This window comes from Streptomyces sp. NPDC097595, from assembly GCF_044761525.1.
In the GTDB taxonomy this organism is placed as follows: Bacteria; Actinomycetota; Actinomycetes; order Streptomycetales; family Streptomycetaceae; genus Streptomyces; species Streptomyces drozdowiczii_A.
Genome location: NZ_JBIWCN010000008.1, coordinates 53,831 through 76,375 on the forward strand (window position 1 = coordinate 53,831; position 22,545 = coordinate 76,375).

The following is a 22,545-nucleotide window of genomic DNA, read 5'->3' on the forward strand; positions in this document are numbered from 1 at the left end:
GTGGGGGAGCGGGGATTCACGAGGTTGGCGCTGTTCCTGGGGACGCCGCGGTGAGCGGCCGGGGGTTCAGGGAGCGGTAGCGGACGCCGAGCGCGTCCAGGCGGGTGGTGTGGTGGCCGAGGCGGGCGAGGAAGCCGGGCCAGCCGTCGCCGCCGCCGGACCAGGCGCGGTCCGCGAGGGCGCACAGCCTCGGATACGTCTGGTACTCGATCCGGTCCGGAGTGGGTGCGTACTCCGTCCACAACTGGGCCTGTGTTCCCAGGAGTCGGACCGCGTCGCCCGGCTCCCAGTCGTCGGTCAGCGAACGGTCGCCGTGCACCGTGCGCAGCTCGACCGGCGGGCCCGGCTGCGTGAGCGGTTCGCCGGGGGCGTCGGACTCCGCGTAGTCGAGGTAGGTGGCCCGGTAGTGGGCGGCGACCACCTGGTGGCCGCGGTGGGCGGCGGCGCGGGCGTGGGCCGGGTCGCGCCAGGTCATCACCGCGAATTCCGGCGGGAGTTCGGTGCCGGTCTCGGCCCAGCCGACCGGGATTCGGCCCCGCTCGGTGACGTACGCCCCGATGCGGCCCATGAACCAGCCGTGCAGGGCCCGTGCGTCGGGCAGCCCCTCGGCGGCGGCCCGCTCCCGGGCCGCCGGGCTGTTCTCCCACTCGGTGGTCGGGCACTCGTCGCCGCCGACGTGGATGTACGGCGACGGGAAGACGTCCATGACCTCGTCGAGGACCGTCCGGCAGAAGTCGAAGACCTCCTCGTGCACCCCGAACACCGTGTCGCAGACGCCCCACTTGGTCCACACGCCCAGCCGCCGCGACGGATCGTTGCCCAGCTCCGGATGGGCGGCCAGGGCCGCGCGCACATGCCCGGGCATCTCGATCTCCGGCATGATCCGCACCCCGCGCGCCTCCGCGTACCGGACGAGGTCGCGCAGCTCCTGCGTGGTGTACGCCCCCGAGTGCGGCAGGCCGTCGAAGCTCTCGACCGGGCCGCCCGGCGGACCGGCCATCGACTGGCTGCGGTGGCCGCCGATCCCCGTCAGCTTCGGGTACGCGGCGATCGGCATCCGCCAGCCCTGGTCGTCGGTGAGGTGGAGGTGCAGCGTGTTCAGCTTGTGCAGGGCCATCAGGTCCACGTAACGACGCAGGTAGGAGACCGGCTGGAAGTGCCGGGCCACGTCGAGCATCGTGCCGCGCCACGGATGCGCCGGGACGTCGCTGATCTCCACGCACGGCAGCGTCCAGGCCCCGCCGCGCCGGGCCTCCGCCGAGAGCGCCTCGGAGGGCAGCAGCTGGCGCAGCGTCTGGACCCCGCACAGCAGGCCGGGCAGCCCGGCGGCCCGCAGCAGCACCGTGTCCGGGCCGATGGTGAGCCCGTAACCCTCCTCGCCGAGGCCGCTCAGCTGCGGGTCCAGGGCGAGCACGACGCGGCCGGTGGCGGAGGGCGCGAGGGGGAGCCCGGTGCCGGGCCGGAGCAGGGTGCGCAGCAGGTCGGCGGCGCCCTCCGCGCCGGGGTAGGCGCGGATGCCGGTGTCCGGGGTCAGGGTGAAGCGGCCGGGGCGCGCGGAGACCTTGCGGGGGCGGGGGACGAGGGAGTGTTCGGGGCGGGATGCGGGCATGCGGGGCCTCCGGAAGGGGAGAGGGTTCGTCGGTCAGCCCTTGACGGCGCCGGCCGCGAAGCCGGAGGTGACATGGCGCTGGAGGAGCAGGAAGACCACCAGCGCGGGCAGGGCGAAGAGGGTGGAGGCGGCCATGGTGGCGCCCCAGTCGGTGCCGAAGGTGTTCTGGAAGGAGGACAGCCAGACCGGCAGGGTCCGGCTGTCCTGATGCTTGATGATCAGGAAGTTGGCGTACGCGAACTCGTTCCAGGCGGTGATGAAGCCGAACAGCGAGGTCGCCATGAGACCCGGCGCGAGCAGCGGCAGGGCCACCTTCCGGAAGGCGGCGGTCCTGGTGCAGCCGTCGACCTGCGCGGCCTCCTCCAGCTCCGGCGGGATCGTCCCGATGAAGCCCCGCAGCACGATCACCGAGAACGGCAACGTGACCATGAAATAGACGAGGGTCAGCGTGGGCAGCCGGTCCAGCATGTCCGTGTCACGGGAGATGATGTAGATCGGGATGATCAGCGACTCCCAGGGCGCCATCTGCGCGATGAACACCATGAGCATGAACTGCCGCCGCCCCTTCCAGCGCAGCCTGGCCACCGCGTACGCCGAGGCCAGGGCGACGATCAGGGCCAGCAGGATCGAACTCACCGTCACCAGCACGCTGTTGCGCCAGAACATCCCGAAGCCGTCGGCCTGCACGGCGGTGCGGAAGTGGTCGAGCGTCCAGGTGTGCGGGAAGAGCTGCGGGTCGGAGGACTGGATGTCCCTGGACGGTTTGAACGCGGTGGAGATCATCCAGTAGACGGGGAACAGACAGACCAGGACGGTCAGCGCGGCGGCGGCGTTCAGCGGAAGCCGCCGCAGTCGGGCGCTACGGGTACGGCTCATCGGATCTCGTCCTCCTGGCGGAGCATCTGGCGGAAGTAGAGGACGAGCACCCCGGACATCAGGACCACGGTGACCATCGAGGCGGCCGAGCCCAGGTCGTACCGCTGGCCGGCGAGCGCGGTCTGGACCGCGTACACGGGCAGGATCGTCGTCGCGTCGCCCGGGCCGCCCCGGGTCATCACCCAGATCTGGACGAACGCCTTGAACGTCCAGATCACCTCCAGCGAGAACACCAGCAGGAAGATCGGCCGGAGCACCGGCAGGGTGACCGAGCGGAAGATGCGGGCGCCGCTCGCCCCGTCCAGCCGCGCCGACTCGTACAGCTCGGTCGGGACCGTGGTCAGCGCGGAGTAGATCGTGATCGCCGCGAACGGCACCGACTGCCACACGACCAGGAGCACCAGGATGGCGAAGGCGGCGGTGCCGTGCGCGAACCACGGATAGCGGTCGAACGAGGAGAAGCCCGCACCGGTCAGCAGATGGTTGACGATGCCGAACTCGGAGTGGAACAGCCACTGGAAGACGGTGGTCGCCGCGATCACCGGCATGGCCCAGGCCAGCACCAGCGAACTGAGCACCACCGTCCGGGCGATCCTGCCCAGCCGTTCGGTCATCAGGGCGACCAGGGTGGCGATCACCATGATCAGGACCACGTTGACCGCCATGAACAGGAAGGTGCGCCGGACCACCTCCCAGAACCGCGGATCGCTCAGCAGCGCGCGGTAGTTGCGCAGCCCGACGAACTCCGCGTCACCCGTGATCAGCTGCCGCAGCCGGAAGTCCTGGAGCGAGATCAGGATCGCCCGCAGCAGCGGATAGACCAGCAGGTAGAGCATGCCGCCGACGGCCGGTGCGATCAGGGCGTACGGCCACAGGCCGCGCGGTTCCCCGGACCGCCGCCGGCGGGGCGGCGGCCCGGACGTGCCGGGAACGGCCCGGCGCTTGGGACTGGGGGGTGCGGTCCGTTCCCGGATGACCGACACGGCACGCCTCCTCTCGACGGTGTGGGTGGGGGAGGGGGATCAGGAGCCGGAGTTCATGGCCCGGGTGATGTCGGCGGACGCCTTGGCGGCCTCCTTCGCCGGGTCGCCGCCGGTCAGGACGGCGGTCATGTAGTCCTTGATCGGGTTCTCCGCCTCGACCGCGGCCCAGCTCGGGGTGTTGGGCGTGGCGTGGCCGTTCGCCGCGCCGACCGCCATCGCGGCGGCGCCCGGGTCGGCGGCCACGGCGGAGGCGAGCGTGGTCCGGTTCGGCACGTAGCTCATGGCCACGGCCAGCTTCTTCTGCCAGGCGTCACCGGTGAGTTCCTTGATGAAGGTGAGCGCCGCCTCCTGCTTGCCGGAGGCGGTGGGGATCACCAGGTCGGAGCCGCCGGTGAAGACGGCACCCGGGGTGTCGGCGGTCTTGCCGGGGATCGGGAAGAAGCCCAGCTTCCCCTTCAGGTCCGGGTTCTTCTCGATGACGACGTTGGCGCCGCCCGGGGTCGAGATGACCTGGGCGACCTTGCCCTGCGCCATCACATCGGCCTGCGGCGGGTCGGCCTCGTCGGCGTCCTTGGGCCCCTTGCCGAGCGCCTGGAGCTTCCCGTAGAACTCCATGCCGCGCAGCGCCTCCGGGGTGTCCAGGGCGCCCTTCCACTTCCCCCCGGACTCGGTGGCGAGGTCGCCGCCCTCGTCCCAGACGAAGCCGGCCAGGGCGTACCAGGTCTGGCCCGGCAGGTAGATGCCCTGGTTGCCGCCCTTGTTGAGCTTCCCGGTCGCGGCGATCCACTGGTCGCGGGTCTTGATGGTCTTCGCGTCGATGCCGGCCTTCTCGAAGAGGTCGGTGCGGTAGATGACCACCCGGTTGGCCGCGTAGTACGGGATGCCGTACTGCTTGCCCTCGTACGCCCCCGGCTCGGCGAGGCCCTTGAGCCAGTCCTTGCCGTTCAGCTCGTCGACCTTGTCGCTGAGGTCGAGCAGCCCGCCGCTCTGCGCGAACTGGGCGACCTGGGTGTTGCCGCTCTCGATGACGTCCGGGGCGTCGTTGCTGGCGAGCGCGGCGGTGATCTTCTCGCCGATGCCGTCCCACTCCTGGATCTGGACCCGGGCCCGGATGTCGGGGTGCGCCTTCTCGAAGCCCTGGACGAACTCCTTCTGGAACTGCGCCGAGACGCTGTCGCGCATCAGCCAGACGTCGATGCTGGTCCGGCCGTCGCCGGAGGAGTCGGACGAGTCGTCGGACGAGCCACAGGCGCTGAGGACGGCGGCCAGCACGAGCGCGGACCCACCGGCAAGCAAGCGGTACTTCACGGTTCACCTCTGGGAGAACAGGACCTGACCACCTGACCAGTGAAGGCCGCTGGACAGCTCACCTCTTGTTGGTGGATGAAGGTGGCATGGACCAATGGAGCCGTCAAGCCCCTTGTATTCAAAGGATTTTGGCGATCTCCCGAAGAGATGGCCCGAAGGAGCGGCTACAATCCACCTGACCAGTGGTCCAGTGGTCAGGTACCCAACCCGCCAGAAGGGGGCAGCGCATGGACGCCGACGCATCGGGGACGGTGCTCAAACGTGAGCGGGCCCGTGACGCCATCCTGGAAATGATCGAGTCCCGGCGCCCGGGCGACGCGATCCCCTCGGAACGGTCCCTGTGCGCCACGCTCGGCGTCTCCCGGCCCACCCTGCGCGCCGCGGTGGACGAGCTGGTCGCGACGGGGCTCCTCGTGCGGGAGCACGGCCGGGGCATGTTCGTCGCGCCCGAGAAGATCACCCAGGAGCTGATCTCGGCGGACCTGGCCCTGTCGGTCCCGCAGGCGGCCGGGGCCTGGTCGAGCCGGCTCCTGGAGTTCACCACCCTCCAGGCCGGCGCCCGGGTCGGCCGGAAGCTGCGCATGTCACCGGCGGCCGACATCGTGTACGTCGCCCGGCTCCGGCTGGTCGACGGCGCGCCCATGGCCATCGAGCACCTGCACATCCGGGCGGAACTCGTGCCCGGGCTGTCCGCCGAGGAGTTGGAGAGCGGCGACCTCTACGAGCACCTGCGCGAGCGCCACGACGTGCACGTCCACGAGGCGGTCCAGGCGATCGAGCCGACTGTGGTGACCCGCGCCGAGGCCCGCCTCCTGGACGTGCCCGAGCTCTCGCCGGCCCTGCTCTTCGAGCGGCTGACCTCGGACACCACGGGCCGCCCCGTCGAGTACGTGCACTCGCTCTACCGGGGTGACCGCTACCGCATCGTGTCCCGGCTGGCCCTCGGCCCGGCCGCCGCCGTCGAGCCGGTCGAGGGCGGCCACCACCCGGGCATCCCGCCGGGCGACTTCGCACAGCGCGAGCCGATCACGTCCTCGACGCGGGGGGACATCCAGTCGGGCGACTGAGGCGGCGGGTCGGGCGGGTCCGCCGTGCTCCGGTCCTGGCGCCCGCGCGGGGCGCCGTCGCGTTGCGCCCTGCGCAATGGCCGGTGCGCCTCTTGCGTCGGGCCCCGGGGAGGGCCACTGTGGCTGCGACATCCGACGCAACCGACCCCACGAGGTGCCTCGCATGACGTCCCCCACCAGCCGCCGCACCCTGCTCGGAGCGCTCCTGGCGGGCGGTGCCCTCGCCGCCGCGCCCAGCCTCCCGCGCACCGCCCCGCGCCCCGCGCCCCACCACCCCCACCGCCCGCCGCGCCCCGCCCACCCCGCGGCCCTCAGCACCCGCACCCTCTACCTCGGCACCTACACCTCCACCAGCCCCGGCGGCACCGGCATCGGTGTCGCCGCGTACGACCCGGAGACGGCGGGCATCACCGCCCGCACCGTCGTCACGGGCGTCGAGAACCCCTCGTACCTCGCCCTCCACCCCACGGGCGCCACGCTCTACGCGGTGGACGAGCAGCAGAACGGGGGCGTCACCGCGGTCGCCCTCGCCGACGACGGCACCTTCAGCGTGCTCGGCACCCGGTCCACCGGTGGCGCCGGCCCCTGTCACCTCTCGGTCCACCCGGGCGGGCGGTGGCTGCTGAGCGCCAACTACACCTCGGGCAGCGTCGCCGTGCACCCCCTGGCCGACGACGGATCGGTGGGGGAGCGCACCGACCTGGTAGCCCACAGCTCGCCCGCCCCCGGACCGGGGCAGGACGGGCCGCACGCGCACCAGATCATCACCGTGCCCGACGGCGGCCATGTGCTCGCCGTCGACCTCGGGAACGACACGGTGTACACGTACCGGCTGGACGAGACGAGCGGCACCCTGGAACAGGTCTCGTACGCCGCGCTGCGGCCGGGCGCGGGGCCCCGCCACCTCACCTTCCACCCCGACGGGCGCCACGCGTACCTGGCCTGCGAGCTGGACAACACGGCGGTGGTCTGCGGTTACGACCCCGCCACGGGCACGCTCACGCCGGGGGACCCGCAGTCCACCGGCACGGGCTCCGGGACCAGTTACCCCGCGCAGTTCCTGGTCACGGACGACGGCCGGTTCGCCTACCTCGCGAACCGGGGGCACAACAGCATCACCCGGTACGCCATCGAGGACGGCGGGGCCGCGCTGAGCCTGCTCGACACCGTGCCCGTGGGCGGCGACTTCCCCCGGCACACCGCTTTCTCGCCGGACGGCACCCTGCTCTTCGCCGCCAACCAGAAGTCGGGCACGGTCACCGCCTTCCGGGTGGACGCCGAATCCGGCTCCCTGACCTCGGTCGGGACGCCCTACGCGGCCCCGGCGGCGGTCTGCGTGCTGCCGGTGTAGGGCGTTAGGGTCGAGCCCGAGCCGCGGGTCGCACCGGACGCGGTGCGATGTGTCAGGGAGGCACCATGCGCTTGAGAGTGGAGTTCACCACCGAGCCCTTCGATCTGGACGAGGCGCCCGCGCACGCGGTCGTGGCGCGCGAGGTCATCCAGGGGGCCGGGCTGGACGCCGTCGACGTCGGCCCGTTCGGCAACACGGCGGAGGGCGGTGCCGACGAGGTGCTCACCGCGGTGGACAGCCTGCTCCGGCAAGCGCTGGCATCGGGTGCCACCCGGGTCTCGCTCCAGGTCAACGTCATCGGAGAGGACCCGAAGTGACCGGACCGGTGGACCACCCCCTCGTCACCGCCGTGAAGCCGCTCGCGGACGCCATGGGGGCCGAGCTCGTCGGCCCCGGCGAGGCGCACCCCGACGATGTGGTGCTGGCCTGGGAGGGCGAGGACGTCGTGGCGGTCCGGCTGCCGCAGCTCTCGGAGTCGCTGGACCACATCCTGGCCGCGATGGAGCGCCGGCACGGCATACCGCTGGCCGAGCTGGACCGTAAGGCCAAGCAGGAGGCGGTCCGGCTGCTGGAGGCACGCGGTGCCTTCTCCGTACGCCATGGGGTCGAGACCGTGGCGGGGGCGCTGGGCGTCTCCCGGTTCACTGTTTACAACTACCTAAACCGCGAGAACGGCGCCAAGAGCGGGTAGTTGGAGCACACACGCACAGGCTGCCGATGCATGATCGATCAAGCCGCCGCCCAGGTCACCGGGCGGCGGCTTTTTCTGTATACGGAATTTCAACAAACTGTTGACGTCGTGTTGCGGAGGGCGTTAGCTATCCGCAGCCCGACCAACGCACAGCGAAGAACAGCCACGGAGGCTCCCGTGACTTCGAGCTCCACGCCGGGCCTCGCCCGGTTCAACACCCAGGCGGACGCCGAGGCGGCCGCCGCACTGCACGAGGTGTGTGCCAGTGCGGCATGGGGACGAGCGATCCTCGCCCTCCGCCCGTACGCCACCATCGAAGCCCTGCTCTCCGCGAGCGACACCGCCACGGCGGCACTCGACGCGGAGGACCTGGCGGAGGCCATGGCCGGTCACCCGCCGATCGGCCGCCCGAAGCCCGGGGACCCGACCTCCTCCCGCGAACAGCGGGGCATGGCCGGGGCCTCCGAGGAGCTCAAGGCCGAGATGCTCGAACTCAACCTGGCCTACCAGGAGCGGTTCGGACATGTCTTCCTGATCTGCGCCACCGGCGCCACCGGTGAGCAGATGCGCGACGCGGTGAAGTCCCGCATCGGGAACTCGCCCGAGCAGGAGCGGGGGATCGTGCGCACCGAACTGGGCAAGATCAACCGCATCCGCCTCACCCGCCTCGTCACGGAAGACGCGTAACACAAGGAGAGTCTTGAGCACCTTCGCCACCGCATCGGTGTCCACCCACATCCTGGACACCAGCATCGGCCGCCCCGCCGCCGATGTCGCCGTCTCGCTCGCCGCCCGCCAGGGTGCCGACGCCGAGTGGGTGACGCTCGGGGGCTCCGCGACCGATGCGGACGGGCGCTGCAAGGACCTGCCGGCCCTGCCGGAGGGCACCACCCATGTACGGCTCGACTTCGAGACCGAGCCGTATTTCACAGCCAAGAAGCAAGCCGAGGCGCAGCAGGACGCCCCCCGCGTAAGGGACAGCGGCGCGTTCTTCCCCGAGGTGGCGATCACTTTCGCCGTCACCCCGGGCGAGCACTACCACGTACCGCTGCTGCTCAACCCGTTCGGCTACTCCGTATACCGAGGGAGCTAGCAGACACATGCCCACGATTCTCGGCCAGAACCAGTACGGCAAAGCAGAGAACCGCGTCGTCAAGATCACGCGGGACGGCGACACCCACCACATCAAGGACCTGAACGTCTCGGTCGCCCTCTCCGGCGAGATGGACGACGTCCACTACTCCGGCTCCAACGCGCACGTCCTGCCCACGGACACCACCAAGAACACGGTGTTCGCGTTCGCCAAGGAGCACGGGATCGAGTCCGCCGAGCAGTTCGGCATCCACCTCGCCCGTCACTTCGTGACCTCGCAGGAGCCGATCAAGACTGCGCGCATCCGCATCGAGGAGTACGCCTGGGAGCGCATCGCCACCTCCGACGCCAACTCCCGCTTCATCGGGTCCGACGAGGTCAAGCACTCCTTCGTCCGCAAGAACCAGGAGATCCGCACCGCCCAGATCACCTTCGACGGTGAGAAGTGGCAGGTCATCTCCGGGCTCAAGGACCTGACCGTGATGAACTCGACCAACTCCGAGTTCTGGGGCTACGTCAAGGACAAGTACACGACGCTCAAGGAGGCGTACGACCGCATCCTCGCGACCGACGTCTCCGCCCGCTGGCGCTACAACTGGACCAGCGACGAGCAGCGCATGCCGAACTGGGAGAAGTCGTACGAGCAGGCGCGCAAGCACATGCTGCACGCCTTCGCCGAGACCTACTCGCTCTCGCTCCAGCAGACCCTGTACCAGATGGGTTCGCGCATCATCAACAACCGCAGCGAGGTCGATGAGATCCGCTTCTCGCTGCCGAACAACCATCACTTCCTCGTCGATCTGGAGCCGTTCGGCCTCAAGAACGACAACGAGGTGTACTTCGCGGCCGACCGTCCGTACGGGCTCATCGAGGGCACCGTGCTCCGGGACGGCGTCGAGCCCCAGATCCCGGTCGACATGACCAACCTCTGACGCGGCGCCGCGCCGGTGCCCGCCCGCTCCTCGCGGCCGGGCACCGGCCGGGCCGGAGGGAACCCTCATGGCACAGCCAGCATCCGGGCCCGCGGAAGCAGAAGGCCCCTGTTCCACCCCGCCGGAGCGTGCGGTGCATCCGGTGGACGAGAAACTCAGCCCCTCGCGGCTCCTGCCGGCCGCGCTCCAGCACATCGCCGCCATGTACGCCGGCGTCGTCACCCCTCCGCTGATCATCGGTCAGGCCGTCGGCCTCGACGCGGCGGGCATGACCCGGCTCATCGCGGCGAGCCTCCTCATCGCCGGCTGCGCCACCCTGCTCCAGACCCTCGGCATCGGCGGCCTCGCCGGCAACCGGCTGCCGTTCGTCAACGCCGCCTCCTCCGCCGGGATCGCCCCGATGCTCGCCATCGCCGAGACCAGCGCGCCCGGGCACCAACTGCCCGCGATCTACGGCGCGGTGCTCGTCGCCGGGGTGTTCTGCCTGGCAGTCGGGCCGTTCTTCGGCAGGCTCCTGCGCTTCTTCCCGCCCCTGGTCACCGGCGTCGTGATCACCCTCATCGGGGTCACCCTGATGCCCGTACCGGTCTCCTGGGCGCAGGGCGGCGACAAGACGGCCACCGACTTCGGGGACATGAAGTACCTCGCGCTCGCCGCGTTCACCCTCGTCGTGATCCTGCTGATCCAGCGCTTCGGGCGTGGCTTCCTGCGCCAAGTCGCGCTGCTCATGGGGCTGTTGATCGGCACGCTGGCCGCCGTCCCGTTCGGGCTCGCCGACTTCTCCGCGCTGCGCGACGCCCCTCTCGCCGCCGTGCCCACCCCGTTCGCCTTCGGCGCGCCGGAGTTCCAGCCGGCCGCGATCCTCTCGCTGTGCATCGTGATGCTCGTCCTGATGACCGAATCGTCCGCCGGGATGCTGGCCATCGGCGAGATCTGCGACCGCCGCACCGACGGACGCACCCTCACCCGGGGCCTGCGCACCGACGGCATCGCCACCCTGATCGGCCCGGTCTTCGGCGGCTTCCCCACCAGCGCCTTCGCGCAGAACGTGGGCGTCGTCTCGCTCACCAAGGTCCGCAGCCGCTACGTCGTCGCCGCGGCCGGGGCCGCCCTGCTGGTCCTCGGGCTCTTCCCGGTGCTCGGCGCGGTCGTCTCGCTCGTCCCGATGCCCGTGCTCGGCGGCGCCGGGATCGTCCTCTTCGGCTCGATCGCGGTCAGCGGCATCCGTACGCTCTCCGAAGCCGGCCTGGACGACAGCTCCAACATCATCCTGGTCGCCGTGGCCCTCGGCGCGGGCATCGTCCCGCTCGCCGCGCCCGGGTTCTACGCCGACTTCCCGTCCTGGGCCCAGACCGTCCTGGGCTCCGGAATCAGTGCGGGAGCGCTCGTCGCGGTCCTGCTCAACCTGTTCTTCCACCATCTCGGCACCCACGGCCGCACCGCCGTGGCACTCAAATCCTCCTAGGGTCCTGCCGTGCCCACATCCCGCATGAGAGAAGGAAGCACCATGGCAGCACCGGCAGCCCCCGACCGGGTGGAGCGCATCGTCATCGAGAACTGCTCGATCGCGACCGTCGACGCCGCCGACACCGAGTACGCCTCGGGCTATGTCGTCGTCGCCGGGAACCGCATCGAGTCCGTCGGCGCCGGCCGGGCACCCGAGGGCCTGGAGAACGTCGTACGCCGGATCGACGGAACCGGCCACCTGGCAACGCCCGGCCTGATCAACACGCACCACCACTTCTACCAGTGGATCACCCGGGGCCTCGCCACGGACCACAACCTCTTCAACTGGCTGGTGGCGCTGTACCCGACGTGGGCACGCATCGACGAGCCGATGGCCCGCGCCGCCGCGCAGGGCTCGCTCGCCATGATGGCGCTCGGCGGCGTCACCACCGCGATGGACCACCACTACGTCTTCCCGAAGGGATCCGGCGACCTGTCCGGCGCCATCATCGGGGCCGCCCGCGACATGGGCGTACGCTTCACCCTCGCCCGGGGCTCCATGGACCGCAGCGAGAAGGACGGCGGGCTGCCCCCGGACTTCGCCGTGGAGACCCTGGAAGGCGCGCTCGCCGCCACCGAGGCGACCGTCGACGCCCACCACGACGCCTCCTTCGACGCGATGACCCAGGTCGCCGTCGCCCCCTGCTCGCCGTTCTCCGTATCCACCGAACTCATGCGCCAGGGAGCCGAACTGGCCCGGCGCAAGGGTGTGCGGCTGCACACCCACGGCTCGGAGACCGTGGAGGAGGAGAAGTTCTGCCACGAGCTGTTCGGCATGGGCCCCACCGACTACTTCGAGTCCACCGGCTGGCTCGGCGAGGACGTGTGGATGGCGCACTGCGTCCACATGAACGACTCCGACATCGCCGCCTTCGCCCGCACCGGCACCGGCGTCGCCCACTGCCCGTCCTCCAACGCCCGCCTCGCCGCAGGCATCGCCCGCGTCCCGGACATGCTCGCCGCAGGCGTCCCGGTCGGCCTCGGCGTCGACGGGACCGCGTCCAACGAGTCCGGCGAGCTCCACACCGAACTGCGTAACGCCCTCCTCATCAACCGCCTCGGCCCGCACCGCGAACGCGCCCTGAACGCCCGTCAGGCGCTGCGCCTCGGCACCTACGGCGGCGCCCAGGTCCTCGGCCGCGCCGCGCAGACCGGCTCGCTGGAGGCCGGCAAGCTGGCCGACCTGGTCCTCTGGAAGCTGGACACCCTCGCCCACGCCTCCATCGCCGACCCGGTCACCGCGCTCGTCTTCGGCGCCGCCGCCCCGGTCACCCTGTCGCTGGTCGACGGCAAGCCGGTCGTGGAGTCCGGCCGCCTGGTCACCGCGGACGAGGAGGCCATCGCCCGCGCCACCCGCGACGAGGCCCGCCGCCTCGCCCAGATCGCCGCCGGAGCCTGACGGGCCCGGCGGCCCCGAAACGGCCGGACGAGGGGGACGGCCCTCGTCCAGGCCGCCGCGGACCCGAGCGGGGTCCGCGGCAACCGGTGCGGGAGGCGCGCCGCCCACGCGCACGCGCCTCCCGCACCGGCGATCCCGGCTGCCCGCACCAGCCGTTCGACCTGCCTCACCGCACCACCGCAGCAACGGGGCCCGGTCCGGCGGACCGGCCCCGGCACCACCTCCCTGAACCCCACGTCACCGCCGACGTGTAACCGACCGGAGGAACCGCCGTGGCAGCTACGCCCAGGTTTCGCGACGACGCAAGTGCGACCCCCCACAACGACGGTGCGCCGGAGACGGCCCCGCCCGACCGGAAGCATCCGGTCGACGAGACACTCCCCCCACTGAAGATGTTCACCAGCGGACTCCAGCACGTGGCCGCGATGTACGCGGGCGTGGTGGCCCCGCCCATGATCGTGGGACCCGCCGTGGGCCTCAGCCCCAAGGAGACCGCGTTCCTGATGGGGGCGAGCCTGTTCACCGCGGGCATAGCCACCCTGCTCCAGACGCTCGGCTTCTGGCGCATAGGCGCCCGGCTGCCGTTCGTCAACGGCGTCTCGTTCGCCGGGGTGACCCCGATGGTGGCGATCGGCAAGGACCGGGGGCACGACGGGATCGCCGTCATCTTCGGCGCGATCATCGTGGCGAGCCTCCTCGGCTTCGTCCTCGCGCCCTACTTCTGCAAACTGGTCCGCTTCTTCCCGCCCGTGGTCACCGGCACGGTCATCACCCTCATCGGTGTCTCGCTGCTCCCGGTCGCCTTCAACTGGTCCCAGGGCGGCAACGCGACCGCCCACGACTACGGCTCCACCACCAACATCACCATGGCGGCGGTCACGCTCGTCATCGTGCTGGCCCTGCGCAAACTGCTGCGCGGCTTCCTCCAGCAGATCGCCATCCTGCTCGGCCTGATCATCGGCACGCTCATCGCGATCCCCGTCGGCATCACCGACTTCGGCGCCATCAAGGACGCCGACGCGATCGGCTTCCCCACCCCGTTCCACTTCGGGGCCCCGCAGTTCGAGATCGCCGCGATCGTCTCGATGAGCATCGTGATGCTGGTCTGTATGACCGAGTCCACGGCGGACATGCTGGCCCTCGGCAAGATCGTGGACCGCCCCGCCGACGAACGGACCATCGAGGGCGGGCTGCGCGCCGACACCCTGGGCAGTGCCATCAGCCCGCTGTTCAACGGCTTCATGTGCAGCGCCTTCGCCCAGAACATCGGCCTGGTCGCGATGACCAAGGTGCGCAGCCGCTTCGTGGTCGCGACCGGCGGCGGCATCCTGATCCTGCTCGGTCTGGTCCCGGTGGCCGCGTCCGTCATCGCGCTGGTGCCGCTGCCGGTGCTCGGCGGCGCGGGGATCGTCCTGTTCGGCTCGGTCGCGGCCAGCGGCATCCAGACCCTGGCCGGCGCCGCGCTGGAGAAGGGCGAGAACGCGCTGATCGTCGCGGCGGCCGTCGGGGTCGGGCTGATACCGATCGCGGCGCCGGACTTCTACCACGCCTTCCCGAAGGACCTCCTGGTCGTCCTCGACTCCGGGATCTCGACGGGCTGCGTGGTGGCGATCGTCCTCAACCTGGCCTTCAACCATCTCGGCCGCAAAGCCGACACGGACGAGGCGGGCACCGCGCCCGGCGGCCACGACCCGGTCAAGGCGATGGAGGTCGCCGCTCACTGACGTACAGTCAGCACAGCGTGGCGCGTACGGGGTTGGCCGTACGCGCCACGAGTGGTTCTGCCGGTGCTCAGTCGATGTGGAAGCTGTCCCCGTACACCTTCCAGTCGAGCGGCGGGTCCAGGTCCAGATTGCCGTTCCGCAGGAAGACCCGCTGGGCGGTGTCCACCCGGCTGGTGTCCGAGTGGGCCTCTTCCTGCTCCATGGCCCAGACCCGCGCGTCCAGGAAGGCGTCGAGGTAGGCCACCTCGTCACCGCCCTGGGCCGGCGGCTTCGCCTGTGCCAGGGCCCGCTGCCGGATGGACCCGAAGCTCGTGCTGTCGCCGCCGTCGCCGTGCATCACGATGGCGTCGTAGTAGGCGAACTGGCCGAGCGTGCCCAGGCCGTCGCTCTTGGCCCGGCCGACCGCCGGGTCGAAGTACACGCGGTCGCGCTCGTCGTTCTGCGCCTGCTGGAAGTCCGGATCCTGGGCAGCCGTCTCCCAGGCGTCCTGGAAGCCCGGGTCCAGACCGTCGTGCGAGTCGCTGCCGTCCACCTCGCGCAGGGCCGGCAGATACCCGGCCAGTACGTTGTCCGGCTTGCGCTGCGTGTACAGCTCGACCAGGTCGAGCATGTCGCCGGTACCGGAGCAGAAGCCGATGATGCCCGCGGTGTAGCCGCGGCCGTCGCCGATGTCCTCGATGTAGCCGTACTGCGCCTTCCAGTCCAGCGTGGAGTTCTCCGCGCTGGAGACCAGCTGCATGGCGATGTCCTTCTTCGCCGGATCGTCGAGACCGGCCAAGGCCGCCTCCTGCTGCTGGTGAGCCGCCGCCGTGGGGACGGGGGTGGTGCCGGCGAAGGCGGTGGCGGGTACCGCCGTGAGGGTCAGTCCGAGCGCGACGAGTGCGAGGCGCACGGATCGGGTGGTGCGACGTGCGGCGCGCTTGTGGGGAGCGTACACCTGTCCTCCAAAGGAGTTCGTCGTTCCGCTGTTCTGTTAGGAAGCTTTCCTATCAGGGTCGAACGGTGGGCGTACACCCTTCGAGGGTCTGCGCAACGTTCGTTTCACGGATCCTCCACGAATCGCGAACCCGGACCGTCACCCTCGCCGCATCAACAGGACTTCTCCAACCCGGTAGTGCGTGTTCCACGGGAAAGCCCGCCCGGGAATCAGGAGAAGGAAGGGGTGCGCAGCCGGCCTTTGGGTGATCATGGCAAGAACGCCGCCCAGGGCGAACCGGCATTGCCTGCGGGCCGGACCCTGGGTCCCGTTCATCGGAAGGGGTACTTGTCTTGTCTGCGCTGCCCGCATTTCGCAACTACGTCGAGATCATCCTCGGTGGCCTGAACGACGGCCCGGGGAGCCCGGTGCTGGTGTGCGGTGAACGCCGTCTGAGCGCGCAGGAGTTCCGCTCGCTGGTGTACCGGACGGCGCGAGTCCTGCACAAACGTGGAGTCGGTCCGGGCAAGACGGTCACGCTGCTGTGTGGAAACCTGCCGGAGACGGTCGCGGTGCGGTACGCGGTCAATCTGCTGGGCGCGCACTTCAACCACCTGTACAACCGGCTGGCGGTGGATGTGCAGGCGCTGATGATGGCCGATATGGAGACGTACGCCCTCGTCGTCGACCCCCGTCTCGCCTCCCGCGCGGCGGACTTGCTTCCTCGTGTCCCGCGCGTGCGGCACGTGGTGCTGCTCGGCAGCGGTGCCGGGCCTGAGGCTGCGAGGCTGGGGGAGGATCTGCTGGCACTCGCCGCGAAGGAGGCGGACACGCCGGTTGCCAGTGCGGCCCGTCCCGACGATCTGTGCTTCATCCGTCATTCGGGCGGAACGACCGGGCATCCCAAGGGCGTACGGAGCACCTTCGGGAGGATGCAGGAGGGGATCGCGCGGACCAGGGCGCTGTTCGGCGGGACAGGTCGCAGGGATCTGGTGTGCACGCCGCTCTCGCACGCTGCGGGGTTCATCGCGGATGGCACGCTGTCCGCCGGGGGCACCGTCGTCCTGCATGACACCTTCGATCCAGCCGCCGTCCTGGCCACGATCGCCCGCGAGCGGATCACGAACATGTACCTGCTGCCACCGCTGCTCTACCAGGTGCTCGATCACCCCGACGCCGCACACGCGGACACCTCCAGCCTCCGTCAGATCACCTACGGCGGCACCTCCTCCTCCCCGGTCCGAATTGCCGAAGCGGTACGCCGATTCGGCCGAGTCCTGCAGCAGGGGTACGGGCAGTTCGAGGCCGGCGCCGTGAGTGTGCTGCCGGCCGCCGAGCATGATCCAGACCGCCCCGAGGTGCTGCGCACGGCGGGACGGCTGGTTCCCGGCGTCGAGGTGGAGATCCGCGACGAGACCGGGGCCCGCCTGCCGGTGGGGGAGGTGGGCGAGATCTGCGTGCGCAGTGCGGACCAGATGATGGAGGGCTACTGGAAGAACCCCGAACTCACGGCCCAGGTCATGCGCGACGGGTGGATGCACACTGGCGACCTCGGCAGCCTCGACGCCGAGGGTTACCTGACCGTCGTGGACCGGATCAAGGACATGATCGCGGTGGTCGGCGGCCACGTGTACACCACCGAACTCGAAGACTTCCTCAACACCCACCCTGCGGTGCGGCAGAGCGCGGTCTACGGGGTGAAGGGTGACGGCGGATTCGAGCACATCCACAGCACCGCCGTCACCGCCCCTGAATCCGAGGTGACAGCGGACGACCTGCGTGCCTGGGTACGTGAAGGCCGCGGCGCCCTGTATGAGCCCGACCATATCCACTTCGCTGAGACCCTGCCCCTCACGGACGCGGGAAAGCCCGACAAGAAGCTTCTGCGTCAGCAGGCCAGGGACAGGGCCTCACGCGGATGACCCCTCGCGGACACCACGCTGCCCCGCCAGTGCTTCCCATGCCCCGGACCGTGCGGCTCGACGACTGACGCGCCCGCCCGCACCTGCGCACTGCTCCGGACAGGCGGCCGGCGATTGGGCGAACTGAAGCGAGTCAGCACAGGGGAACGTTGGCTAGATACTGACGGTGAGATTCGTGCGTGTGGGGTAGATCGCTCTCGGAATGACCATGAAATCCACTGGAGGGGGACGGGATTGGAGAGGGCCGGGCGTTCCTCCGCCGACGGCTGGTGCCGGACTGCCACAGGCCGCATCGGTACTCGGCCGGGTTCACCGCTGGAGCACAGTGCTGACCGCCGGCACCAGCAGCGACATGCCTCACCTGCCGTGCGCAACCCGCACGTACAGGTGGGCGCCCGATGCCCGTCACCGCCAGGTGCCGTCCTCCGCGGTGATAAGCCGTTGCCCTCGCCGACCGGCCGGACAAGTCCGGCCGGTCGGCCCGGCGGGACTTCCGGGCGGCGATCGCACCTCGTACGAGAAGGAGATGCTCCATGCTGTTCTCAAAGGCCACACACCACGGTGCTCCCGCCCGGCGGCGTTTCTCTCGCGGTCGTCTCGCCACCCTGGGCGGCGCCTTCGCGCTGGCCCTGACGTGGATCGTGCCGCTGTCCGCACCGGCCTCGGCGGCCGCCGCCTGTGACGTCACCTCGATCACCCCGAACCGTGCCAGGGTCAACCAGGAGGTGAACATGGTCATCACGGGCCATGGCTTCACCGATGAGGCCAACTGCGGCCGGGTGAGCCAGGTCTCCATCGTCGGCCCCACCTCGGTCACCCTGCGATACGAACTCAGCATCACGGACACCACGGTCACCGTCTACCTGCCCGGCCTTCCTGAAGGGAGCTACAGCGTCAGCCCCGCCACCGGCACCGGAGCCACACCATGGGGATCGGCCACCCACACCGTCGGTGACGACCAAGCGGACCTCGCGGTCGCACTGACGGCCACCCCCGCACCGCTGCTCTCCAGCGCGATCGTCTACACCCAGACCGTCACCAACAACGGTCCCTCCGGCCTGGCCGAGGGCACCGTCACCACCACCCTGCCCTCGCAGACCAGCAACGTCACCGGCCTCCCCACGGGATGCTCCTACAGCAGCCCGACCAAGACGGTCACCTGCACCGTCAGCGGTCTCGCGAACGGCGCCACCGCCACGCGCACCTTCACCGCCGGCCTCAACCTGGTCTCGCTCGGCGACCTTCCCGCGACTGCGACCCGCACCACGAGCAGCCCCGCCGACACGATCAGCACCAACGACTCCGCCACAGCTCACTGCAGCGCACTGACCAGTGTCCTCATCGCCTGCTGAACCAGCCGACTCCCCCATCCGGCTGGTCAACGGAACCCAAGGCCAACTCCGTGATGCGGAGACCCGGTAGCTGAGGCCCCGCCGCGGGAGCCGGCCGCTCGAATCGGTCGGCTCCCGCACACCGGATGAGGTCCCGAACCTGCCACACCCGGACCGACCGTCGCGACCGTATGAGCTGGATCAGCGGGCGCGTGCGTACGAGATGCGGGGCAACCGGGCGGACCGTCGCTGTGGTGACGGCAAAGTCCACGTCCGGCTCGCCGAGCAGACCGTGGCCGCGGACCTGCGCCGTACCCGGGGCGTCAGCGCGACGTTCTGCCGACCTTCGGGCGATGACGGGAATCGTCGGACAGCCCTGGCGTGATCTCGTAACTGTCGCCGTACACCTTCCAGGCCAGCGGCGGGTCCAGGTCCAGATTGCCCTCGTCCAGGAACACCCGTTGCGCGGTCTCGACCCTGCTGGTGTCGCTGTGCGAGGGCTCCTCGCGGATCGCGTCGACGCGGGCGTCGAGGAAGGCGTCGAGATACGCGGTCTCGTCGCCCCCGTCCGCGGGGGACCTGGCCGCGTCGAGCGCCTGGCTCCGGATCGTACGGAAGCCGGTGGTGCCGTCCGCGTCGGCCTCCCCGTGCATCACATACGCGTCGTAGTAGACGAACTGGCCCAGCGTGCCCAGCCCGTCCTGCTTCGCCCGGCGCACCGCCGGATCGAAGTACGAGGCGTCCCGCTCGGCGTCCTGCGCCTCCCGGAACCTCGCGTCACCCGCCGCCTCCGCCCAGGCCCGGGTGAACGGGGAGCCGAGCCCCGTGTGCGCGTCGCTGCCCTTCACCTTCCGCAGCGCCGGCAGGAACCGTTCCAGCGCGTTGCCCGGCCGGGACCTCGCGTAGCGCTCCACGACCCGGAGCATGTCGCCGGTGCCGGAGCAGAAGCCGATGATGCCGCCCGTGTAGCCGCGGCCGTCCCCGATGTCCTCGATGTACGTGTACTGCGCCTGCCAGTCCAGCGTGGAGTTCTCCGCGCTGGAGACGAGCCGCATGGCGATGTCCTTCTTCGCCGGGGCGGCCAGCCCGTCCGCCGCGCCCTTGCCGGAGGAACCCCCGGCCTGGGCGCAGCCGGTGAGCGTGGTGGCGGTCATCAGGAGCGCGGCGAAGGGGGTGACCAGGGCGCGCGGGGTGAGCTTCACCGGTCCAGCCTGCCAGGCCGGCGGCGTGATCCCGGCGCATTCGGCGGTAGCGTCGGGGGCATGGATGATCAGTCTGTGGTGGATGTCGGCGACGTGCGGCTGGCGTACCGGACCTGGGGGGACCCGTTCGGGTCGCCCGTCGTACTGCTGCACGATCTCGGCGCGAGCGCGGCGAGCTGGGAAGCGGCCGGGAGCCTGCTGGGGCGGGAATGGCGGGTGTACGGAATCGACCTGCGCGGCCACGGGGAGAGCGACTGGCCCGACGAGTACGACCTGGAGCTGATGCGCGACGACGTGCTCGGGTTCCTCGACGAGTGCGAGCTGGACCGGGCGGGCGTGGTCGGCCACGGCATGGGCGGGGTCGTCGCCCACCTCCTCGCGCAGGAGCACCCGGACCGGGTGGAGCGGCTGGTGCTGGTGGAGACCCCGCCGCCGTTCCCCGGAGCGGCGGGCCCGGCGATCGAGCCGGACGGGCCCGCCGATTACGACGAGGCGGTGCTCGCGGCGGTGAACGGCGAGCTGGCCGACCCCGATCCGGCATGGGCGCGGGGCCTGGAGGAGATCGTCGCGCCGACGCTGATGCTGGCGGGCGGACCGGCGAGCACCATGCCGCAGGGGCGGCTCCAGGACATGGCGTCGATGATCCCGGACTGCCACCTGGTCACGATGGGCGGCGGTCACCGCCCGCACGAGGCCGATCCGGAGCAGACGGCTCAGCGGATCACGGAGTTCTTCACGAGCTGAGGGGCCGGGCGGGTCGGCGCGCTTCGGGGCGCGCGCTCCGGCGTGTGCGCCGTGGGCTCGCTCTTGCGCCCTTCAGCGCGGCGCGTACGCCCTGGCCCCGCACCTCTTCAGTCTCCCGGCCGCCAGTCCGGCCGCCGGCCGCCCCGAGCCACCGCCCGGTCCAGCAGTGGCGCGTCATCGGCGACCGGCACCGGCGGCCCGAAGGGGGCGGGGTCGTCGCCCTGGTCCGCCAGCAGCGCGAGCGTGCTGCGCAGGTGGGCCTCCTCGGCGTCGAAGGGCTGCCCGGTCGCCTTCGCGAGGTCCCAGCCGTGCAGGACCAGCTCGTTGAGCGCGACCATCCCCGCGACCCGGCCGGGCAGGTCCACGCCGCCCGCCCTGGTCACGCCCTCCCAGGCGTCGGGGGAGCGCCAGGCGGCCACCATCCCGTCGAGCGCGGCGGGCAGCGTGGTCCGCCAGCCGGATTCGAGGACGCCGGACTCCACGGAGGGCGCCGAGTCCGTGGCCGGTCCCGGCTCCTTGCGGGCGGCGTCGCGGAAGGCGACGGCCAGGCCCTCGATATGGGCGAGCAGGGCGCCCACGGTCACGCCGGGGCACGGTGTCACGGCCCCCAGCGCGCCGTCGTCCACGGCGTCGAGCTGCGCGGTGATCCGGCGCGCGGCCGGTTCCAGGTCGAGCGGTCGTGTGTCCATACCGGTGCAGACTGCCCGACCGCCCCCAACTCATCGCTCAGCGCACCACGTGTCCCCGCAGAACGATCCGGCTGGGGTGGTCGAGCACCGCCGGATCGGCGGTCGGGTCGGTGTCGTACGCGACCAGGTCGGCCGGCGCCCCGTCCACCAGGCCCGGCAGGCCGAGCCAGGACCGCGCCGTCCAGGACGCCGCGCCGAGCGCCGCATCGGCCGGCAGCCCGGCCCGGAGCAGCCAGGACGCCTCGCTCGCGACGGTCCCGCAGGGGAACGAATCGGTGCCGGCCAGCACCGTGACGCCCGCCTCGTGGGCGGCCCGGACGTTGCCGAACATGGTGTCCCAGCCGGCCAGCCACAGATCGCGGCGCACACTCGGCTCCCGCGCCCGCATCGCGTCCACACCCTTGCCGAACGCCGCCAGCGTCGGCACGAACGCCGTGCCCTGAGCCGCCATCCGGTCCAGCAGCCCGGGATCCAGATGCATGCCGTGCTCCAGGCTGTCCGCCCCTGCGAGGACCGCGTTGCGGGTGCCCTCGGCGGTCTGGCAGTGCACCGCCACCTTGCCGCCCGCCGCGTGCACGGCGGTCACCACCTCGGTGAGCAGTGCGAGCGGCACCGGGGGCTCGTCCATCCGCCAGTCCCCGACGACCTTGCACCAGCCGGAGGAGGCCGCCGACTCCTCCACGGCGGCCCGGACGAGCTCCGCCTCGGTCACGTCCCGGCCGAAGCCGGGGAAGAACCTGCCGGGTGTGGCCAGCCAGCGGCCCGCCGATGTGACCCGGGGCAGCTCCCGGTCCGCGTCCACCCAGGCCGGCATCCGCGCGGCCGTGCCCGGGGTGCGGACGGCGAGGACCCCGGCGTCCCGGTGCGCGCGCAGCTGTTCGCGCAGCAGCTCCTCGTCGAACGGCTCGCTGGTGTCGGTGGCTCCGGGATGCGTGTGTACGTCGACGAGCCCAGGCAGCAGCCAGCCGCCGTCCACCGCGGTCTCGGCGTGCCGCCCCGCGAACCCGCCCGGCGGGGCGCCCTCGCGCAGCACCTCGCCCTCGATCCAGAACGCCCGCTCCTCGCGCACCGGCAGCACCACACCTCGTACGCACAGCATCCGCAGACGGTACGTCAGGCGCTCCGCACGCAAAGGAGCGGGGGCACACCGGCACATTGCGGAAGGTTCCGCTCCGTCGTCCCGTCGACCCTCTTGTCTGCGAC

Annotated in this window: 21 protein-coding genes; 13 read left to right on the plus strand and 8 right to left on the minus strand. The window is 71.1% G+C overall.

Annotation, left to right across the window (positions count from 1 at the left end):
* Nucleotides 1–16: 16 nt before the first annotated feature.
* From ACIQZN_RS14565 to ACIQZN_RS14580, 4 genes are read right to left on the minus strand one after another with little or no spacing between them, the layout of a single operon-like run.
* A complete protein-coding gene (locus ACIQZN_RS14565; protein ID WP_403992495.1) occupies nt 17–1,609 on the minus strand; it encodes a beta-N-acetylhexosaminidase in 1,593 nt (530 codons plus the stop codon).
* A gap of 33 nt (nt 1,610–1,642) precedes the next feature.
* A complete protein-coding gene (locus tag ACIQZN_RS14570) occupies nt 1,643–2,485 on the minus strand; it encodes a carbohydrate ABC transporter permease (protein WP_403992498.1) in 843 nt (280 codons plus the stop codon).
* Nucleotides 2,482–3,468, minus strand: coding sequence for a carbohydrate ABC transporter permease (locus tag ACIQZN_RS14575; protein WP_403992501.1), 987 nt, complete (start codon nt 3,466–3,468; stop codon nt 2,482–2,484). Before ACIQZN_RS14575 ends, ACIQZN_RS14570 begins: the two co-directional genes overlap by 4 nt.
* A 39-nt stretch (nt 3,469–3,507) precedes the next feature.
* Nucleotides 3,508–4,776, minus strand: coding sequence for an extracellular solute-binding protein (locus tag ACIQZN_RS14580; protein WP_403992504.1), 1,269 nt, complete (start codon nt 4,774–4,776; stop codon nt 3,508–3,510).
* Between the two features lie 227 nt (nt 4,777–5,003).
* Here ACIQZN_RS14580 and ACIQZN_RS14585 point away from each other — a divergent pair, with 227 nt between their 5' ends.
* From ACIQZN_RS14585 to ACIQZN_RS14630, 10 genes are all read left to right on the plus strand, one after another.
* A complete protein-coding gene (locus ACIQZN_RS14585; RefSeq protein WP_361028700.1) occupies nt 5,004–5,843 on the plus strand; it encodes a GntR family transcriptional regulator in 840 nt (279 codons plus the stop codon).
* Between the two features lie 163 nt (nt 5,844–6,006).
* The gene (locus ACIQZN_RS14590; RefSeq protein ID WP_403992507.1) at nt 6,007–7,194 is read left to right on the plus strand and encodes a lactonase family protein; all 1,188 of its coding nucleotides are present in this window, start codon (nt 6,007–6,009) and stop codon (nt 7,192–7,194) included.
* A gap of 65 nt (nt 7,195–7,259) precedes the next feature.
* Complete coding sequence (locus ACIQZN_RS14595; protein ID WP_161212878.1) at nt 7,260–7,511, plus strand: hypothetical protein; 252 nt, start codon at nt 7,260–7,262, stop codon at nt 7,509–7,511.
* Nucleotides 7,508–7,885, plus strand: coding sequence for a helix-turn-helix domain-containing protein (locus ACIQZN_RS14600; RefSeq protein WP_403992511.1), 378 nt, complete (start codon nt 7,508–7,510; stop codon nt 7,883–7,885). The genes ACIQZN_RS14595 and ACIQZN_RS14600 overlap by 4 nt, the downstream gene beginning before the upstream one ends.
* Nucleotides 7,886–8,062: 177 nt before the next feature.
* Entirely contained in the window at nt 8,063–8,572 is a 510-nt protein-coding gene (gene uraD, locus ACIQZN_RS14605) for a 2-oxo-4-hydroxy-4-carboxy-5-ureidoimidazoline decarboxylase (protein WP_403992514.1), read from the plus strand.
* Nucleotides 8,573–8,585: 13 nt separating this feature from the next.
* Entirely contained in the window at nt 8,586–8,978 is a 393-nt protein-coding gene (gene uraH, locus ACIQZN_RS14610; RefSeq protein ID WP_265871952.1) for a hydroxyisourate hydrolase, read from the plus strand.
* Nucleotides 8,979–8,985: 7 nt separating this feature from the next.
* A complete protein-coding gene (gene pucL, locus ACIQZN_RS14615; protein ID WP_073861496.1) occupies nt 8,986–9,909 on the plus strand; it encodes a factor-independent urate hydroxylase in 924 nt (307 codons plus the stop codon).
* A gap of 67 nt (nt 9,910–9,976) precedes the next feature.
* Nucleotides 9,977–11,374, plus strand: coding sequence for a nucleobase:cation symporter-2 family protein (locus tag ACIQZN_RS14620; RefSeq protein ID WP_403992518.1), 1,398 nt, complete (start codon nt 9,977–9,979; stop codon nt 11,372–11,374).
* A gap of 42 nt (nt 11,375–11,416) precedes the next feature.
* A complete protein-coding gene (locus ACIQZN_RS14625; protein ID WP_073861498.1) occupies nt 11,417–12,814 on the plus strand; it encodes an 8-oxoguanine deaminase in 1,398 nt (465 codons plus the stop codon).
* Between the two features lie 272 nt (nt 12,815–13,086).
* Nucleotides 13,087–14,538, plus strand: a complete 1,452-nt coding sequence (locus ACIQZN_RS14630) for a nucleobase:cation symporter-2 family protein (RefSeq protein ID WP_403992521.1) — start codon at nt 13,087–13,089, stop codon at nt 14,536–14,538.
* Between the two features lie 67 nt (nt 14,539–14,605).
* On the opposite strand, the gene ACIQZN_RS14635 is transcribed toward ACIQZN_RS14630, so the two are convergent.
* The gene (locus ACIQZN_RS14635) at nt 14,606–15,475 is read right to left on the minus strand and encodes a chitosanase (protein ID WP_403992523.1); all 870 of its coding nucleotides are present in this window, start codon (nt 15,473–15,475) and stop codon (nt 14,606–14,608) included.
* 332 nt (nt 15,476–15,807) lie between these two features.
* Between ACIQZN_RS14635 and ACIQZN_RS14640 the strand changes: the two genes are divergently transcribed.
* A complete protein-coding gene (locus ACIQZN_RS14640; protein ID WP_403992526.1) occupies nt 15,808–17,376 on the plus strand; it encodes an AMP-binding protein in 1,569 nt (522 codons plus the stop codon).
* Nucleotides 17,377–17,909: 533 nt separating this feature from the next.
* Nucleotides 17,910–18,728 (plus strand): DUF11 domain-containing protein, encoded by an 819-nt coding sequence (locus ACIQZN_RS14645; RefSeq protein ID WP_403992529.1) that lies wholly within the window; start codon nt 17,910–17,912, stop codon nt 18,726–18,728.
* Nucleotides 18,729–19,030: 302 nt separating this feature from the next.
* Here ACIQZN_RS14645 and ACIQZN_RS14650 read toward each other — a convergent pair whose 3' ends face one another.
* Nucleotides 19,031–19,909, minus strand: coding sequence for a chitosanase (locus ACIQZN_RS14650; protein ID WP_403992532.1), 879 nt, complete (start codon nt 19,907–19,909; stop codon nt 19,031–19,033).
* Nucleotides 19,910–19,969: 60 nt separating this feature from the next.
* Between ACIQZN_RS14650 and ACIQZN_RS14655 the strand changes: the two genes are divergently transcribed.
* On the plus strand, nt 19,970–20,653 hold the full coding sequence (locus ACIQZN_RS14655; protein WP_403992535.1) for an alpha/beta fold hydrolase: 684 nt from the start codon (nt 19,970–19,972) through the stop codon (nt 20,651–20,653).
* Nucleotides 20,654–20,760: 107 nt separating this feature from the next.
* Here ACIQZN_RS14655 and ACIQZN_RS14660 read toward each other — a convergent pair whose 3' ends face one another.
* Both ACIQZN_RS14660 and ACIQZN_RS14665 read right to left on the minus strand, forming a co-directional pair.
* A complete protein-coding gene (locus tag ACIQZN_RS14660) occupies nt 20,761–21,342 on the minus strand; it encodes a TIGR03086 family metal-binding protein (RefSeq protein WP_403992538.1) in 582 nt (193 codons plus the stop codon).
* A gap of 37 nt (nt 21,343–21,379) precedes the next feature.
* Nucleotides 21,380–22,441 (minus strand): amidohydrolase family protein, encoded by a 1,062-nt coding sequence (locus ACIQZN_RS14665; RefSeq protein WP_403992541.1) that lies wholly within the window; start codon nt 22,439–22,441, stop codon nt 21,380–21,382.
* Between the last annotated feature and the right edge of the window lie 104 nt (nt 22,442–22,545).